At 65.3% G+C, this 16450-nt stretch carries 17 protein-coding genes; 11 read left to right on the forward strand and 6 right to left on the reverse strand.

The window, feature by feature from the left end; translation table 11 throughout:
• Positions 1-431 (reverse strand): hypothetical protein (locus tag ACFVJ5_RS00005; protein WP_379219815.1); only part of this gene is annotated, 431 nt, incomplete at its 3' end.
• Between ACFVJ5_RS00005 and ACFVJ5_RS00010 the strand changes: the two genes are divergently transcribed.
• From ACFVJ5_RS00010 to ACFVJ5_RS00025, 4 genes are read left to right on the forward strand one after another with little or no spacing between them, the layout of a single operon-like run.
• On the forward strand, positions 397-3825 hold the full coding sequence (locus tag ACFVJ5_RS00010) for an RHS repeat-associated core domain-containing protein (protein ID WP_379219731.1): 3429 nt from the start codon (positions 397-399) through the stop codon (positions 3823-3825). The genes ACFVJ5_RS00005 and ACFVJ5_RS00010 overlap by 35 nt on opposite strands.
• Positions 3819-4163, forward strand: coding sequence for a hypothetical protein (locus ACFVJ5_RS00015; RefSeq protein ID WP_379217525.1), 345 nt, complete (start codon positions 3819-3821; stop codon positions 4161-4163). The genes ACFVJ5_RS00010 and ACFVJ5_RS00015 overlap by 7 nt, the downstream gene beginning before the upstream one ends.
• A gap of 52 nt (positions 4164-4215) precedes the next feature.
• Positions 4216-4686, forward strand: a complete 471-nt coding sequence (locus ACFVJ5_RS00020) for a hypothetical protein (protein WP_379217527.1) — start codon at positions 4216-4218, stop codon at positions 4684-4686.
• A gap of 29 nt (positions 4687-4715) precedes the next feature.
• Complete coding sequence (locus ACFVJ5_RS00025) at positions 4716-5132, forward strand: hypothetical protein (RefSeq protein WP_379217529.1); 417 nt, start codon at positions 4716-4718, stop codon at positions 5130-5132.
• A gap of 157 nt (positions 5133-5289) precedes the next feature.
• Here the strand turns inward: ACFVJ5_RS00025 and ACFVJ5_RS00030 are convergent, their stop codons facing one another.
• On the reverse strand, positions 5290-6540 hold the full coding sequence (locus tag ACFVJ5_RS00030) for an HRDC domain-containing protein (RefSeq protein WP_379217531.1): 1251 nt from the start codon (positions 6538-6540) through the stop codon (positions 5290-5292).
• Between the two features lie 22 nt (positions 6541-6562).
• Positions 6563-7114 (reverse strand): DUF3000 domain-containing protein, encoded by a 552-nt coding sequence (locus ACFVJ5_RS00035; protein WP_379219732.1) that lies wholly within the window; start codon positions 7112-7114, stop codon positions 6563-6565.
• 317 nt (positions 7115-7431) lie between these two features.
• On the opposite strand from ACFVJ5_RS00035, the gene hemE reads away from it, so the two are divergent.
• The 3 genes from hemE to ACFVJ5_RS00050 all read left to right on the forward strand — a co-directional run bounded on the left by hemE (position 7432) and on the right by ACFVJ5_RS00050 (position 10222).
• Positions 7432-8487, forward strand: a complete 1056-nt coding sequence (gene hemE / locus ACFVJ5_RS00040; RefSeq protein WP_379217533.1) for a uroporphyrinogen decarboxylase — start codon at positions 7432-7434, stop codon at positions 8485-8487.
• A 23-nt stretch (positions 8488-8510) separates the two neighbouring features.
• On the forward strand, positions 8511-9872 hold the full coding sequence (locus ACFVJ5_RS00045; protein ID WP_379217535.1) for a protoporphyrinogen oxidase: 1362 nt from the start codon (positions 8511-8513) through the stop codon (positions 9870-9872).
• Positions 9873-10048: 176 nt separating this feature from the next.
• A complete protein-coding gene (locus ACFVJ5_RS00050) occupies positions 10049-10222 on the forward strand; it encodes an HAD-IA family hydrolase (protein WP_379217536.1) in 174 nt (57 codons plus the stop codon).
• 9 nt (positions 10223-10231) lie between these two features.
• Here ACFVJ5_RS00050 and ACFVJ5_RS00055 read toward each other — a convergent pair whose 3' ends face one another.
• Positions 10232-10639: a MerR family transcriptional regulator gene (locus ACFVJ5_RS00055; RefSeq protein WP_379217538.1), complete on the reverse strand. Its 408-nt coding sequence runs from the start codon at positions 10637-10639 to the stop codon at positions 10232-10234.
• A gap of 55 nt (positions 10640-10694) precedes the next feature.
• Here ACFVJ5_RS00055 and ACFVJ5_RS00060 point away from each other — a divergent pair, with 55 nt between their 5' ends.
• From ACFVJ5_RS00060 to ACFVJ5_RS00075, 4 genes are all read left to right on the forward strand, one after another.
• Complete coding sequence (locus ACFVJ5_RS00060) at positions 10695-11657, forward strand: oxidoreductase (protein WP_379217540.1); 963 nt, start codon at positions 10695-10697, stop codon at positions 11655-11657.
• Positions 11658-11710: 53 nt separating this feature from the next.
• Positions 11711-11869 (forward strand): hypothetical protein, encoded by a 159-nt coding sequence (locus tag ACFVJ5_RS00065; protein WP_379217542.1) that lies wholly within the window; start codon positions 11711-11713, stop codon positions 11867-11869.
• 43 nt (positions 11870-11912) lie between these two features.
• Entirely contained in the window at positions 11913-12608 is a 696-nt protein-coding gene (gene hemQ / locus ACFVJ5_RS00070) for a hydrogen peroxide-dependent heme synthase (protein WP_379217543.1), read from the forward strand.
• Between the two features lie 180 nt (positions 12609-12788).
• The gene (locus ACFVJ5_RS00075; RefSeq protein WP_379217545.1) at positions 12789-14606 is read left to right on the forward strand and encodes a glycosyl transferase; all 1818 of its coding nucleotides are present in this window, start codon (positions 12789-12791) and stop codon (positions 14604-14606) included.
• Positions 14607-14609: 3 nt separating this feature from the next.
• Here ACFVJ5_RS00075 and msrB read toward each other — a convergent pair whose 3' ends face one another.
• Both msrB and ACFVJ5_RS00085 read right to left on the reverse strand, forming a co-directional pair.
• Positions 14610-15038 carry a peptide-methionine (R)-S-oxide reductase MsrB gene (gene msrB, locus ACFVJ5_RS00080; RefSeq protein WP_379217547.1) on the reverse strand — a complete coding sequence of 143 codons (429 nt, stop codon included), beginning with the start codon at positions 15036-15038 and terminating at the stop codon, positions 14610-14612.
• Positions 15039-15098: 60 nt separating this feature from the next.
• On the reverse strand, positions 15099-16430 hold the full coding sequence (locus tag ACFVJ5_RS00085; RefSeq protein ID WP_379217549.1) for a glycosyltransferase family 87 protein: 1332 nt from the start codon (positions 16428-16430) through the stop codon (positions 15099-15101).
• Positions 16431-16450: the final 20 nt, after the last annotated feature.

The raw sequence follows: 16450 nt of genomic DNA on the forward strand, positions 1-16450 counted from the left end.
TCGAAGCTGAAGCCGTTGCTCAAGCAGTTGAAGTCGGCGTTCGGTGATATCGCGAAAGCGTTCAAGAAGACCCCGTCCAAGACCTCGAAGAACGCTGACACCACCACGAGTCCTGCGGCGACGAAGAACACCGACACCTCGACAACCCCGGCGACTACCAAACAGCCTGACACGCCCACGAATCCGGCCGGCACACCTGATACACCGTCCAAGACAACCGACAGTTCCGACACCCCGGGTAGCACGAAACCCGCGAACACTCCGAGCGATACCAGCAAGCTTCCCGACCAGACCGATTCGCAGAAACCCGACCTCAACAAGACCGCGAAACAAACCACCGACTGCGGTGACCCGGTCGACGTCGCGACCGGCGAATTCCTGCTCCCCGCAACCGATATCGAACTCCCCGGCGTCCTGGCACTGGTCCTCACCCGCCGGCACCGCTCGTCGTATCGCTTCGGCCGATGGTTCGGGCCTTCCTGGGCCGCGACACTGGACATGCGCGTCGAAGTCGACCAGGTCGGAGTCCGCTTCGTCGGACCCGACGGTGAGCTGTGGCAGTTCCCCCACACCGCCCCCGACGTTCCCGTTCATCCGGTCCACCAGGGCATCCGCGCAACCATGACCCGCACCGAATCAGGCGGATACTCAGTCCACGACCCAGAACGCGAACTCACCTGGAGCTTCCAGCCCAACGCCGCGTCAGCCGGGTCGGAAAACCCGCTCGGCAACTATCCGATCACCCAGATCACCGACCGCCACCACAACCGAATTACTTTCCACTACAGCAACACCGGCCATCCGGTCGAAGTGACTCACTCCGGTGGGTATCGCGTCCGGATCGACACCGCCGACGACCGCGTCACCGCCTTGACAGTGCTCGGTACCACCCCCACCGGCGAGCCGCTGGAAACCACGGTTCGCGAGTTCGGCTACACGGCAGGTGATCTCGCCTCTGTCACCAATGGTGTCGGCGCGACCACGACTTTCCGCTACGACAACGAACACCGGATGCTGTCGTGGCGCGACTCCCGCGGCACAGAAATGCACAACACCTACGACCGATCCGGGCGGGTCATCAAACAGGTCGGCACCGACGGCATCCTGTCCGCGACTTTCACGTATGAGGCGATTCCTGACTTCCGCCGCTCGCGCACTCATCACACGAACTCCCTCGGCGCCACCACCACCTTCGAGTTCGACGAAGACCTCTGCCTGCGCAACCTGATCGACCCACGCGGCGCGACATCGATGACCGACTACAACGAGTACCGCCAACCGGTCCGCCACGTCGACGCCTACGCCAACACCACGGTCTACCTCTACAACCCCGACGGTGACCTGGTCCTACTCCGACGCCCCGACCAGGCAACCATCACTATCAGCTACGCCGCGCCCCACTGCCCCGCCACGATCACCGATGTCGATGGCACGACCACCACCCGCACCTACGACGACCATGGCGACCTCACCAGCGTCACGGATGCGGACGGAGTCACCACGGCCTACACCCACCATCGAGGTGGTGCGCCGGCCACGATCAGTCTCTCAACAGGCGCCACCACCAGCATCGACGTCGATGCCGCCGGCCTACCTATCCGGATCATCGAGCCCAACAACGCGGTCACCATCGTCGAACGTGACACGTTCGGCCGACCCGTGACCATCACCGACCCTCTCGGCAACACCAGCACCAACCACTACTCGGCCGAGGGAAAGCTGCTCTCGCGCACCGATGCCGACGGCAGCACCCAGTCGTGGACATATGACGGCGAAGCGAACCTACTGGCCCACACCAACCAGATCGGTGCCATCACCCGCTACACCTACGGCACTTTCGATGTGGTCAGCACGCGCGAATCCGCCGATGGCACCGTGACCGCCTACACCCACGACACAGAGCGCCGTCTCACCTCGGTTACCAACCCCCTCGGGGACACCTGGACCTACGAATACGACCCGACCGGCAACGTCTGCACCGAAACCGACTACAACGGATCGGTCACCCACACCGAGCACGACCTGCTCAACCGGCCCACCACCATCACGACGCCGACCGGCGTCCAACGTCGCCTCACCTACGATATTCTCGGCCGATTCATCGGCGTCAGCACAGACACGGGCGAATGGGTTGTCAACACCTACACTCCAACCGGGCTGCTCATCACCGCTAGAAATGGCGTGCACGACGACCCGATTCATTCGGTCAACTTTGTCCACTCGCCAGCCGGGCGGATACTGACCCAGCGCGTCGACGGGCGCGCCACCACCTACGACTACGACCGTCACGGTCGTCGCACCGGGTACACAACGCCGAGTGAGGCGTCGACCACCTACGAACACACCTCGACTGGACTGGTCGCCACCCTCACTACCAACGGGCACCGATTCGACTTCACCCACGACCGCATCGGACGCGAAAACAGTTGGCACAGTGCTGGTATCGGACAGCACAATACCTATAGCGCTGGTGGATACACCCTCAGCCGCGAACTCGTGCAGCTCGATCCGCACACCAGTGCGCCCATCCAACTGCTCGAACGCGACGATTACACCTGGCGTCCGGATGGGTACGTCACGAGCCACACCACCACGACACCCACCGCAAACCGGCGCCGCGACTACACCCTCGATGCGATCGGCCGCATCACCCACATCGCAACCCCGAGCCCCGGTGCCACCGAGCAGTACACCTACGACGCCCTGTCGAACCTCACTACCGCCGAGATCCCCGCATCACCGGCACCATCCGATCCCATCGCAACCAACCAGAACACACCTGAACCCCCTCCCGGCCAGCGCTTCGAGTACCGCAACAACCTCCTCGTCCGTGCCGGAGCCACCCGCTACCACTATGACACCGCCGGTCGCCTCACCCGCAAAGAGAAGACCCGGATCTCCCGTAAACCCGCCATCTGGCACTACCGGTACAACGCCTTCGACCAACTGATCGAAGTCACCACCCCGGACAAGAACACCTGGTCCTACACCTACGACCCGTTCGGTCGCCGAACCAGCAAACGAAACGACACCAGCAACACTCTCACTGAATTCACCTGGGATGGAGTCCATCTCACCGAACAGTCGACCACCAACCATGCCGGTACCCGAACCCACACATGGACCAACCACCCAACAACCCACATCCCTCTCGCTCAATCCGTCGACGACCGATTCTGGGCAATAGTCACCAACCTCGAAGGCAGCCCGACCCACCTCGCCGACCCCACCACCGGCAAAATTACCTCAACAGCCAACACTGCTCTCTGGGGCCAGACCACCTGGGCAGGTCCCGACACACCCCACCGATTCCAAGGCCAACAATACGATCCCGAATCCGGCCTCCACTACAATCTGCACCGGTTCTATGATCCAGAAGTCGGCAGATTCCTGACTCAGGATCCACTGGGGTTGCCACCCGCTGAAAACCCAAATTCTTACCCCAGTAATCCAATTTCTTGGTGCGACCCGCTCGGGCTGGCGCCGGTTGGTTGCGCAAAGCGTGCGTGGGCAGACCGTGCGGACTTCAGTAGTCAAAAGGTTCTGGATAAGAAGTATGACGCGCATGCTTCAGTTTTTGGCCTCACCGGCAACAAGAACAATGCCAATAAGGCGGCGTTTGTCGAAGCGATGAAGCAACACATGACGGCCCCGGATACGAAGATTTACCGATTCAATTACAGAAACCAAGGAACAGCCATCGGATTCATCGACCCCAATACGAACAAGATGGTAATGTTGCGATCTGACGGCAAGTTCTGGTCGGCTTGGAAGCTGGGAGACCAGCAATTCGAGGGTATCGTTCAGAAGGGTTTTCTATGGTAGCTGGAAATGGTGAATTCAATTTTTCCAAGCGCACTTGGCAGCGCCCCCGGGATGTGTCACCGAATTCGGGCATCGGCGAGCAATTGGCACTGATGAGAAGGCTTGCCTGCTGTGAAATTGGTGGTGCAGAGTTTGCGCGCAGCTGGTACGCCGCACGGAGTAGATCTCTGGAAGCAAAGGAGCGGGTGCGACCGCCTTTCGAATTCCTGCTGGATCGAGTCTTCTTTGCGCTCGAAGATTACCCGATCGATCCATCGGATCGGGAAGACGGGGATATCACCGAGGATCAACTTCGCGCCGCAGTCTGTGATGCTCTGGTTCACCTCGATAAACTGTAGGTGCGCGACGTGGGCACGGCGCGGATGTCTCCAATACTTGGGAAGTGAAGCAATGGTCGAGTTCATTTTCACTGTCCGCGACGACCCTTCAGAGGATGGATATTCGCTAGGCGACTTGGAAGTACTGGGTAACTCAGGATCGGTTACCACTCGTGGTCTCGAGCACCCTGATCAACGTATGATGGTGTATCCCTCCGCTGCTGCTCTCCTCTCCGAGGCTCGCTTAATGGCCAGTCACGGAAAAGGCAATGGGAGGTTCGAAGGATTTGGTTCCATGTTTGTGGTCGAGTTTTCACTACAGAAGGATCGTGTAGCTACCCGACACGGGAAGATGGTGATTGATTCCACTCCGTTGTCAGAGTTTCTTTGCGCTATCTACGATGGCGCAAAATCTCTGCACGACCACGGCGTCAGCGCCGTCGAAGAGAATCGCAAGGTATTGAATATGTTGGAGAAGGAGATGGATTCATTTGAAGTGTGGCGAACATCCCTTGACGTCAAACATGTGAAATCAAATGATTGATGAAACCGTTGAGTTATAGATTGAGGCGGTTGACGGATCTCGAGCGCACTGTCGCGAATTCCGCCGCCTCCGGTGTCGAGATGTTGCCACCGCGACCGAACCTCGCGGTGGCGGTCGCAGCGAAGGAAGAGGTGGGGATTCTCGCCGGACTACGTTTGGGAGATCAATCTTGCGACCCACACGAACGTGAATATGTGAGGTTTGATCATATGCGTACGGACCGAGGCTTATTGGCCGCAGCTCTCGCTGAGGCGAATCCGGTTGCGGCGCTGTCGACAGCAGTCGCCAATCTGCTGGCAGACGGCATCGATCGTGAAGCGGTGTTCGCACACCTTGTCCGCCTGCACCTTGCGCTGCGGGAGGCCGATTGCGATAAGGCCGAAGACGCTGTCATGGACGTTATGGACCGCTTCGTCGGATGGACCACGGTGGAACATCAGGTGTGATTCGAGCGTAATGCCGAATCTGTTCGGTGTGCAGACCGATTCATGTTCGAGGGGGCTTGCTCTAAAGGCGAGATGGACCACACCGTGTGCGCGCATACCCCTGGCAAGCAGCGCGGCGGTGATGCCCGCTTGCCGACCACCCTCGGCCAGTGCCGGGCTAGTCGGATGCCGGAGTCAGTGCGCTGGTGAGCGCGGGGACCGCGAGGGTGCGTTGCCATGGGCGCGCACCGCCGGCGAGGAGGAAGGCCTCGATCTTCGCGGACAATTCCTCAGGGGTGCCGACGTTCTTGTAGTCGGGGAGTCCGTCCCAGCAGAGACGGCGGACCAGGTCGGGGGAGAGGAGGTTCTCTACCGGGATGGAGTGTTCGGTGGAGAGCTCGCCCATGGCGCCGCGGGCGGTGGTGAGGCGGGCGGCGGCGATGGGGTCGCGGCGTTCCCAGCGGTTGACCGGGGGTGGGCCGTCGAAGGGGAGGGTGAGTGGGGGGAGTTGTTTGTCGGGGAGTGTGCGGCCTCGTTCGACGGCGGCCAGCCAGTCGCGGGAGTAGCGGCGTTGGCGGGGGCCGCCGAAGACCGGGAGAGTGCGCAGTTGGGCGATCGAGCGGGGTTCGCTGGTGGCGGCGGTGACGATGGCCGAGTCGGGCAGGATGCGGGCGGGGGCGACGTCGCGGGCGCGGGCGAGTTCGTCGCGGGTGGTCCACAGTTCGCGCACGATCGCCAGTTGGCGGGTGCGGCGCAGGGTGTGGATGCCGGAGGTCCGGCGCCAGCGGTCGGCTTTCGGGGTGGGTGGGTCCATGGTGCGGACGTGCTCGAATTCCTCGGCGGCCCAGCCGAGTTTGCCCTGGTCGGTGAGGTCGGCGGCGACGGTGTCGCGGAGTTCGAGGAGCAGTTCGACGTCGAGGGCGGCGTAGTTGAGCCATTCGTCGGGCAGCGGGCGGCTCGACCAGTCGGCGGCGCCGTGGCCCTTGCGCAGGGAGCGGCCGAGGAGGTTTTCGACCATGGCGGCCAGGCCGACGCGTTCGTAGCCGGCGATGCGGCCGCCGAGTTCGGTGTCGAACAGGCGGGCGGGGCGCAAACCCAGTTCGGCGAGGCCGGGCAGGTCCTGGTCGGCGGAGTGCAGGACCCATTCGAGGTCGTTGATCGCCTCGGCCAGCGGGGTCAACGCGTCGGTGACGGGAATCGGGTCGATGAGGAACGAGCCCGCGCCCTCACGGCGGAGCTGGATCAGGTACGCCCGTGCCGAATAGCGGAAACCGGACGCGCGTTCGGCGTCGACGGCCAGGGGGCCGGTGCCCGCGGCGAGAGTTTTGGCGGCCGCGGCGACCTCGTCGGCGGTCGCCAGCACAGGTGGAACCCCCTCGGCAGGGACGAGCAGGGGCTCTGCTGCGGTGGGTTCCTCGGCGACCGACATAAACGTGAACTCTACGTGGCGATCAAGGGCGATCGGTGCGGGTATAGGACTCCGGTCGTAAATGAGTGACCCCCGCGGGTGGTAACCCGGCGGCGAAGGCCAGCACTTCGCAGAACGCCTCGACGTGTCGTCGCATCTCGGTGGTGGTGGCCGTCCATGACGCGCGCAGTTCGAGCTGGTGCGCGCGGGGTGGGCCCGCGATATCGCCGTAGCGGACCGAACTGGTCGCGGTGACCGTGCCGCCGAGGGCGGTGAACGGTTCACCGCGCGATTCGAGGGAGTCGACCAGCCAGCTCCACGCCACCTCGGGTAAGAGGGGGTCGGCGGCCAGTGCGGCGTCGATGTCGGCCTGGATGTAGGCGACGAGCCGGAACACACCGTTCCAGGCCTCGTCGCCGTCGGGGTCGTGGAGCAGGATCAGCCTGCCGAACGCGTCGCCCTCGGAGTCGATGGGCACCACCGGACTGTCGGGATGGGTGACCTCCGCTCCGAGCGCGTAGGAGAACGGCGCCAACCGTTGCGGGGGACGGATAGGCGCCAGCTCGATTCGGGGGTGCACTGTTGCGGTGCCCATCGCATCGACCGCCGCCCGAAAAGAAGCAGGCTCGCGGGGCGTTCCCCCGGTCGGTGCGGCGCCGTCGCGGATGTCGAGCGGTGTCACGAGGAGGAACGGTAGACCGTGGGTGCCCGGCGCCGTCGGAGGCGCGCCGCCGTGCGCGTTGCGCGCGGGTCGCGTTGCGTAGGGTGCATTCTCGGCGTCTGTGCGATGCGCGATGTGCGACGCGAACGGGGTTGGCGGGTATCGGCTGGTCGACCTGTCGACCGTGTGGTCGGTCCCACACCCGCCTGGGCGTGAGGTTTCCGCGGGCGCGACGCTTAGGATGAACGGCGATGAGCACTTACACCCGCCGCCGGTTGACCGATGCCCCCTTCCTGGCCGCCGCCACCGGCGCGACGCCCAGCAGGCGCCCGGTGTGGTTCATGCGTCAGGCCGGCCGGTCGCTGCCGGAGTACCGGGAACTGCGCAAGGGCATCGGCATGCTCGAGTCGTGCTTCGACCCGGAGCTGGTGTGTGAGATCACCATGCAGCCGATCCGCCGCCACGGCGTCGACGCGGCAATCCTGTTCTCCGACATCGTCGTTCCGCTCAAGGCCGCGGGGATCGACCTCGACATCGTGCCCGGTGTCGGCCCGGTCATCGCCTCGCCGGTGCGCACCGAAGCCGACGTGCGCGCGCTGCCGCGGCTGCGTCCCGAAGAGGTCGGCGCGGTCACCGAGGGCGTGCGACTGCTTACCGGCGCGCTCGGCGACACCCCACTCATCGGTTTCGCGGGCGCTCCGTTCACCCTCGCCTCCTACCTGGTGGAAGGTGGGCCGAGCAAGCAGCACGAGCGCACCAAGGCGATGATGCACGCCGACCCGAAGACCTGGCACGCCCTGCTCGGCGCCCTCACCGATATCACCATTGCGTTCCTGCAGGCCCAGTTGTCGGCCGGGGTCGACGCGGTGCAGCTGTTCGATTCGTGGGCAGGCGCGCTCTCGCTGGCCGATTACCGCGAGTACGTGCTGCCGCACTCGGAGCGGGTGTTCGCCGAGGTGGCTTCGGCCGGGGTGCCGCGTATCCACTTCGGCGTCGGCACGGGCGAACTGCTGGGTGCCATGGGTGAGGCCGGTGCCGACGTGGTCGGTGTCGACTGGCGGGTGCCGCTCACCGACGCGGTGCGTCGGGTCGGTGCCGGAAAAGGCTTGCAGGGCAACCTGGATCCCGCGATCCTGTTCGCCGGTTTCGACGCGGTCGAGGCCGAGACGCGACGGATCCTGCGCGAAGCCGACGAGGCGATCACACTCGGTGCCACCGGACACATCTTCAATCTCGGCCACGGCGTGCTGCCCGACACCGATCCCGGCGTGCTGACAGCGCTGGTCGAGTTGGTGCACTCGCTGTAAACACGCCCCGCTACGGTCGTGGCATGAGGATCGCGGTCGTCGGTGGCGGAATCAGCGGGCTCGTCGCGGCCTATCGGTTGCGGCAGCGGCTGGGGGACAGCGTCGATATCGTCGTGCTCGAGCAGAGTGGACGGGTCGGCGGGGTGCTGCACACCCGCGAATTAGCCGGGGAGCCAGTCGATCTCGGCGCCGAGGCGTTCGTGGGGCGCATGCCCGAGGTGATCGAGTTGATGAGCGAACTCGGCCTGGCCGACCAGTTGGTGCGACCGGCAGGGAAGCGGCCGCTGATCTGGGCGCAGGGGTCGGCGCATCCGCTGCCGGGGCGCACCCTGATGGGAATTCCGTCCGATGCCGAGTCGCTGCGGGGGCTGGTCGACGACGCGACGCTGGAACGCGTTGCCACCGAGGCGCAGCGTCCGCTGGACTGGGAGCCAGGCTCTGACGTCGACGTGCAGACCCTGGTGGGTGACCGTTTCGGCAGACAGGTCGTCGAGCGGAGCGTCGATCCGTTGCTGGGCGGGGTGTATGCGGGGATCAGTGCTTCCATCGGTGTCCGCGCCGCGCTACCCACCCTGGCCGAAGCCCTCGACGACGGGGCGTCGAGCCTCACGGAGGCCGTCCGTGCGGCGATGCCCGCGCCCAGCTCGGAGCCGGTATTCGGTGGGCTGCGCGACGGCTACGGCGCCCTGCTGGCCGCCCTGACCGAGGCTTCGGGCGCCCGTTTCGTCACGACCACGGCCGCGACCCGCATCGCCCGCGGACCCCATGGCTGGGTGATCGACCCGATCGGAGCCGTCGAGGCTGTCGTCATCGCGACGCCCGCCCCGGTGGCCGCCCGCCTGCTGCACTACGTGGCGCCCGAGGCCGCCCGAGCCGCCGCGGGCATCGAACTGTCCTCGTCGGCGCTGGTCGCGATGGCCCTGCCACGCGACACCGCACTGCCGGACAACTCCGGCATCCTCGTCGCCACCGGAGAACCCTTGCGCGCCAAGGCGTTCACTCTGTCCAGCCGCAAATGGCCCCATCTGGCCGAGCGTGACGTCGCGCTGGTCCGCGCCTCCTTCGGCCGCCTCGGCGACGACAAGCCGCTGTCCTGGACCGACGACGACCTCATCGCAGCGGCTGTCGCCGACCTGTCCACCGTCACCGGCATCCCGATCGCTCCGATCGAAGCGGTCGTCCAACGCTGGCCCGGCGGCCTTCCGCAGTACGCCCCCGGCCATACCGAGCGGATCGCGGCTCTCGAATCGGCTGTCGCCCCCCTCGACGGCATCGCGGTAGCGGGCGCCTACCTCCACGGCGTCGGTGTCCCCGCCTGCGTTGCCTCGGGAACCGCCGCCGCGGAACGCGTGGCTACCGCGTACATCGCGAGCACGCAGAGCTGATCCCGAGGCGCGTCAGCTGGATGTGCTCGGGGAGTCACCCAGTGGCACAGGCAGACTGGGACGATGCAGAAATTCGATGCGGTGCTCTGTGATCTGGACGGCGTGCTCCGTCAGTTCGACCACGACCTGCTGGCAGAGGTCCGCACGCGGGTGCCGCTGCCTCGGTCACCACTGCGATGGACAACCTGCGCATCTACGAGATCGCCGCCGAAGCGGCCGGTGTCGCGCCGGACCGGTGTGTGTTCATCGACGACCGGCCCGAGAACGTGACCGCGGCGCAGTCGCTCGGCATGACCGGCATTCACTACCGCGGGATCGACGATCTGGCGGTACTCGGCGCGAAGGCCTGAAACCTGTCGTCAGGTCGGTGGCTCGGGGGACCAGATTCCGACCGCGGTTCCCTCGTCGACGTGCTTGCGATACGTGACGACCTTGTGGTGGATGACGTCGAGATCGGCCGTCAGTTCGGCCAGCCGGTCGCGAACAGACTGTTCGTGAGCCTCGAGCAAGGCCAGTCTTTCTCGCTCGTTTCCCGGCCCTGAGCGCACGAGCCCCGCGAAGGTCCGCAAGGTCGCGATGGGCATCCCGGACTCGCGGAGGCGGTTACAGAGCAGGAGCCATTCGACGTCGGCCTGCGCGTAGACGCGCTGTCCACCGGCCGACCGGGGGATCGGGCGCAGCAGAAGTTCTTCTCGTTCGAAGTAGCGCAAGGCGTGCACCCCGAGGCCGGTGGCTCGCCCGACGTCACCGATGGACAATCCGTTCATCTCGTGCGTCCTCACAGCTTGACCTAGATCGCACTCTAGATTTTACCGTCAGCGCATGGCGATCACAGAGCAGCACAGAATCGGTAGCGGGTTCGGAGCGCGCAGCACGGTCGACGAGGTCGTCGACGGCGTCGACCTGACAGGGAAGACGGTCCTCGTCACCGGTGGTTACTCAGGTCTCGGCAAGGAGGCCACCGTGGCGTTGGCGCGTGCCGGTGCGCAGGTGGTCGTGCCTGCCCGCCGGGTCGAAGCGGCGCGAAAAGCGCTGTGCGACATCGATAACGCGGAGGTGGCCGAACTCGACTTGGCCGACCTCGACAGTGTGCGGGTGTTCAGTGAACGCTTTCTCGATACCGGCCGGACCCTCGACGTCATCATCGCGAACGCCGGGGTCATGGCCTACCCGCGCCGGCATGTCGGGCCGGGCTGGGAAGCGCACTTCGCGATCAATCATCTCGGGCACTTCGCACTGGTCAACCGCTTGCGTCCGGCGCTGGCTCGGAGCGGGGCTCGGGTGGTTGCGGTGGCATCGTCGGGCCACTTCCTGTCCGATATCCGCTGGAACGACCTGCATTTCAGCCGCGACTACGACCCCTGGAGAGCCTACGGTCAGTCCAAAACCGCCAACGCGCTGTTCGCCACGCACCTCGACGCGATCGGGGCGGGGGCGGGGATCAACGCGTACTCCGTGCACCCGGGCAGCATCCTCACGCCACTGCAACGCCATATCGCCCGTGCCGAACAGCTCGCGCAGGGCTGGATCGGCAGTGACGGTAGTCAGGCCGAGGGCTTCAAAACCCCGGCGCAGGGGGCGGCGACCGCAGTCTGGGCGGCCACCGCCGCACCGCTCGCGGGGTACGGCGGTGCCTATTGCCAGGATTGCGATGTCGCCGAAGTCGCCACCGACGACGACATGCTCGTCGGCGGGGTGAAGCCGTGGGCCGTCGACTCCGCTGCCGCCGCCCGTCTCTGGACTCTGTCCAGTGAGCTCACCGGACTTGACAGCTTCTCCGGCTGACCAGCGGCGTGTCAGCGGGCATCGGCGATAGCGGTACTGCATGATCGCCCGCTGTGACCATTGCCGGTGAGCAGCGCAACGCGCGAAGCCTGATCCTCGATCCCGATCTCGGGCCGGTCGAACTCCACGACGGTGAGGCGACGACGGTGACCTCGGTGTTCGGCACCGACGAGTCGTCGCCGTGGCGGGCGAGCAGGCCGGTGGGGGACTGAGCCCCAGCGGCGGGCGAAAACGCCGCAGTGGCACCATAGATCCATGGCGCGACTCGACTACCAGGCTCTCAACTCCACCATTCGCTACCTGATGTTCTCGGTGTTCCAGGTTCAGCCGGGCGTGCTCGGTGAGGACCGGGCCGGGGCGATCAAGGAAGCGCAGGAGTTCTTCGACGGACTCGCCGACAAGGGTGTGGTGCTGCGCGGGATCTACGACGTGGCGGGGCTGCGGGCCGACGCCGATTTCATGCTGTGGACCCATGCCGAACGGATCGAGGACCTGCAAGCCGCCTACGCGGATTTCCGCCGCACGACCGAACTCGGCCGCGCGAGCGCTCCGGTCTGGAGCAACGTGGCCGTGCACCGGCCCGCGGAGTTCAACAAGAGCCACATTCCGGCGTTCCTGGCAGGCGAGGACGCGGGAAACTACATCTGCGTCTACCCGTTCGTGCGGTCCTACGAGTGGTACCTGCTCCCCGACGAGGAGCGGCGCAAGATGCTCGCCGATCACGGCAAGGCCGCGCGCGGATACCCGGACGTGCGGGCCAACACCGTGAGTTCGATGGCGTTGGGCGACTACGAGTGGATCCTCGCCTTCGAGGCCCCTGAACTGCACCGGATCGTCGATCTGATGCGTGACCTGCGCGCCACCGAGGCGCGGTTGCACGTGCGCGAAGAGGTGCCGTTCTTCACCGGTCCTCGCGTCGAGGTCGAACAGTTGCTCACCGCACTGCCGTAAGCGGCGCGAACACCGAAGGCCCTCTCGTGGAGAGGGCCTTTCTTCTCGGCCTGGTATCGCCGCGGTTTCGCACTCGAGTATCGTGAGCGGGCCGATTGTGGCTATGAGGGTGAGAGAGATTCGCGCGTGGTATCAGGGTGGGGAACGGATCGAACCGAAGAGGGTCGATCCGACATAGCAGTGACCGATCGAACCGCACCGGAAACGGTCGAGTCGCGGCGAACTCCGGCGCAGTGGCTGCGCTCGGCGCGCACCGACCTGATCGTCGCCGGTTGCTACCTGTCGCTCGCGGTCTTCGTCCTCGCCGGGCTGTGGTCGAACCCGAGCAGTGGCTACCTGAGCAAGAGTGATCAGGACCAGACGCTGTACGAGTGGTTCTACGCCATCACCGCGCGAAACCTGACCCACCTGGACAGTCCGTTCAGCACCCAGTTGCAGAACTATCCCGACGGCATCAACATGATGGCCAATACCCTCATGTACGGCTGGGGGGTACCGTTCACGCCGATCACCCTGCAGTTCGGGCCCACCGTCACCTTCGTGTCGGCGCTGACATTCGGCCTGTTCAGCACAGCATTCGCCTGGTACTGGGCATTCTCGCGCGAGCTGGTGAGCTCGAAATTCGCCGCAGCCATCGGCGGATTGTTCTGCGGCTTCGCTCCCGCGATGATTGCGCACACCAATGGGCACGCGAATTTCGTCTTTCTCGTGTTGCTTCCGCTCATCGCTGTGCAGGTCATCAAAATGGCGCGGCATGCGGAGAACACCGTCGGGGCGCGACCGGTCTGGCAGCCACGCGCCGCCGTCGTGCTCGGACTGCTGGTCGCGCTGCAGCTCACGCTGGGTGAGGAGCCGCTGCTGATCTTCGCGCTCGGCTTCGCGGTCTTCGCCCTCGCCTACTTGCGCACCCCGCGCGCCATCACGCTCACGGCGCGCGCGGCGGCCCCGTCGATACTGCTCGCGGCGCTGATCACGCTGATGCTCACCGGTTTCGGGCTGTGGTGGCAGTTCGCCGGACCGCAGTCGTATCGATTCGTCGGGATCGGCCGGGTCGGCAACGACATTCTGTCGCTGGTGCAGTTCTCGCCGGAATCGGCGGGCAGCATGTTCTCGTTCGGCCCCGATGTGAGCATCAATCCGACCGAGGACAACACCTACTTCGGTTGGCCGCTACTGCTGCTCGTCGCCGTGGCCGTGTTCTACCTGCGGCGTGAGCGCATTGTGCGGGCCGCCGTGATCGTCGGGGTGGTGTTCACGACGCTGTCGATGGGCATCGTGATGTCCTTCGACGGCGTCGTGCGCTTCCGCGAGGGCGAATATTCCATGATTCCGATGCCCTGGCTGGCCTTCGGATGGATCTCGCCGCTGAACGGGATGATCGAATCGCGGTTGGCCATGATAGCCATTCCGGCCATCGCGATAGTCCTGGTCCTCGGCACCCAGCGGGCAATCGAATCGCTGCGCACCGCTGCCACGAGGCGGCGACCCATTGCCTGGTTCTGCGCCCTGGCCGTCGCGCTGCTGCCCATCGCGCCGACGGTGCTGCCCGTCACCGAACGCCCCCAGACGCCCGCGTTCTTCGCCGACGGCACTGTGCGGCAGTACGTCTCGGACGGCTCGGTGGTGATCGTTCCGCCGCCCACCTCGGGAGATGCCATCGCGCTGCGGTGGCAGATCGACGCCGACTTCGCCTTCCCGCTCGTCGGCGGCTACTTCGTCGGCCCGGTCGGCGCGGACCACGGGGCCGGTTATGGCGCCGACCCCCGGTCCACCGCCGTTCTGCTCATGCTGGTCCGCAAGACCAATACGGTTCCGGTCATCGACCGAGCTCGGCGCGAGCAGGCCATCGCGGACCTGCGGTACTGGGGCGCCGATGTGGTGGTGCTGCCGCCGTCACAGAGCGATGATGCCCTGCGGCGCACCGTGGATGACCTGCTCGGCGTACCGGCCGAGCAGGTGGACGGCGTGTGGGTGTGGGACGTGCGCGGACTCGTGTGACCGTTAATCGGCGGCGGGCTTCAGGCGCAACGAGATCGAGTTGATGCAGTACCGCTGGTCGGTGGGCGTCGGGTAGCCCTCGCCTTCGAAGACGTGCCCGAGGTGGCTGTGGCAGTTCGCGCAGACCACCTCGACCCGGCGCATCCCCAGGGTGTCGTCGGGCTTGAGGATCACCGCGTCGGAATCGGCGGGATCGAAGAACGACGGCCACCCGCAGTGCGAGTCGAACTTCTCTGTGCTGCGGAACAGTTCGGCATCGCAGGCGCGACAGGTGTAGACGCCCTCGGTCTTGGTGTCGGTGTATTCGCCGATGAACGGGCGCTCGGTGGCGGCCTCGCGCAGGACCGCGTATTCCTCGGGGTCCAGTTTCGCCCGCCATTGCTGCGGCGTCAGCTGGATGCGCGGCGTGGGCAACGAAGTATCGGAACTCATGGCTCCACGCTAATGGTTTCGGCCGGTGCGCGCCGTGAGCGGTGCGTCACCGGCCGATAACTACTTGAGCGCGGGCTCTCGATCCTCGACCGGGGCCACCGGATCCTCTCGGGGCGGCGGGGTTTCCTCGACCGGCGCGAGGGGCGCGGGCTCATCGGTACCGTCCCGCGAATCGGGCGCACTCTCGATCCACGTCGGGTCGATCCCGAACTGCAGCCTGCCCTCGCGACGTGCCGCCAGATACCGGTCGCCGAGCACGCAGAACACGACGATGAGCAGCAGGCCCCAGCCGAAGGTCACCCGCAGGTATTCGAGATTGCGGCCGACGCCCTGCCAGCGGTCGGAGAGCCACTTGTCGTAGGTCATGAACCCGAAGATCGCCAGCCACGCGGGCCAGTTACGCAGCACGGAATTGCGCAGCACCACGGTCATCAGGAACGGGAACACCATCATCGAGTAGTACATCTGGCCCAGCGAGGGCAGCAGGAACCATGCGGTGAGCAACACACCGGAGAACGTGGTGACGAAGAACAGTTCGTCGTGGCGGTAGTAGCGCCACAGCAGCCACAGAGATACCGCGACCACGCCGGCCATCAGGACCTTGACCAGCAGGATCAGCCATTCCGGCAATCCGTAGTAGAGCCCGTTGCCACCGACCGAACTGTTGAAGTAGTCGCGGGTCTCAGCCAGATACGGCATCACGTGCGTGAAGAACTTCTCGGGGTCCGCCGACAGCGGCCAGGCGATCGCGGTGAGTACCAACGGCACACCGAGCGCGGTGATGAACACCTTCCACTGGCCGCGAACGGCGGCTACCAGTAGCAACGGCGCGAGCGTCGGTTTCACCGCGATGCTCAAACCGAGCGCCACACCGGCCCAGAGGTCCTTACGCGCCAGCAGCAGCGTGATGAACAGTAACTCGGCCAGCAGCAGGCAGCCGTTGACGTTGGTGAAGACCAACGTATTGGTCACCGTCTCGGAAGCGAACATCGCCAGCAACAGCGCGGGCGCGGCGATGGAGCCCAGACCGAACTTGAACAGGCGGAGCAGCAGATACCAGGCGAGCAGAATCGCGACAGCGTTGAGCCCGATGAACAGCCAGCGCGACAGCTCGTAGTCGATGATCGCGACCGGCGCGATCAGCAGCGTTCCGCTCGGATAGTAGAGATAGTGCGGGTCGACCGACGAGAAGTCGGCGGTGTACAGCGGCCTGCCGTTCAGGAACTCGAACGAGGCGTTGTACACAGGCCGGTAGTCGTCGGTGACGAAACCGTTGATCGCCTTGATGAAGACGCGGTTCAGCACCATCATGACCGCGAAGGGCCAGAGTGCGAACTTGATCACCTCGGCGGAGGTGCGAGCGGTACGGGGCTCGAGCTGTCGGAACAACACTGGGGCACGGTACACCGAAT

Source organism: Nocardia sp. NPDC127606, assembly GCF_042671725.1.
GTDB lineage: Bacteria > Actinomycetota > Actinomycetes > Mycobacteriales > Mycobacteriaceae > Nocardia.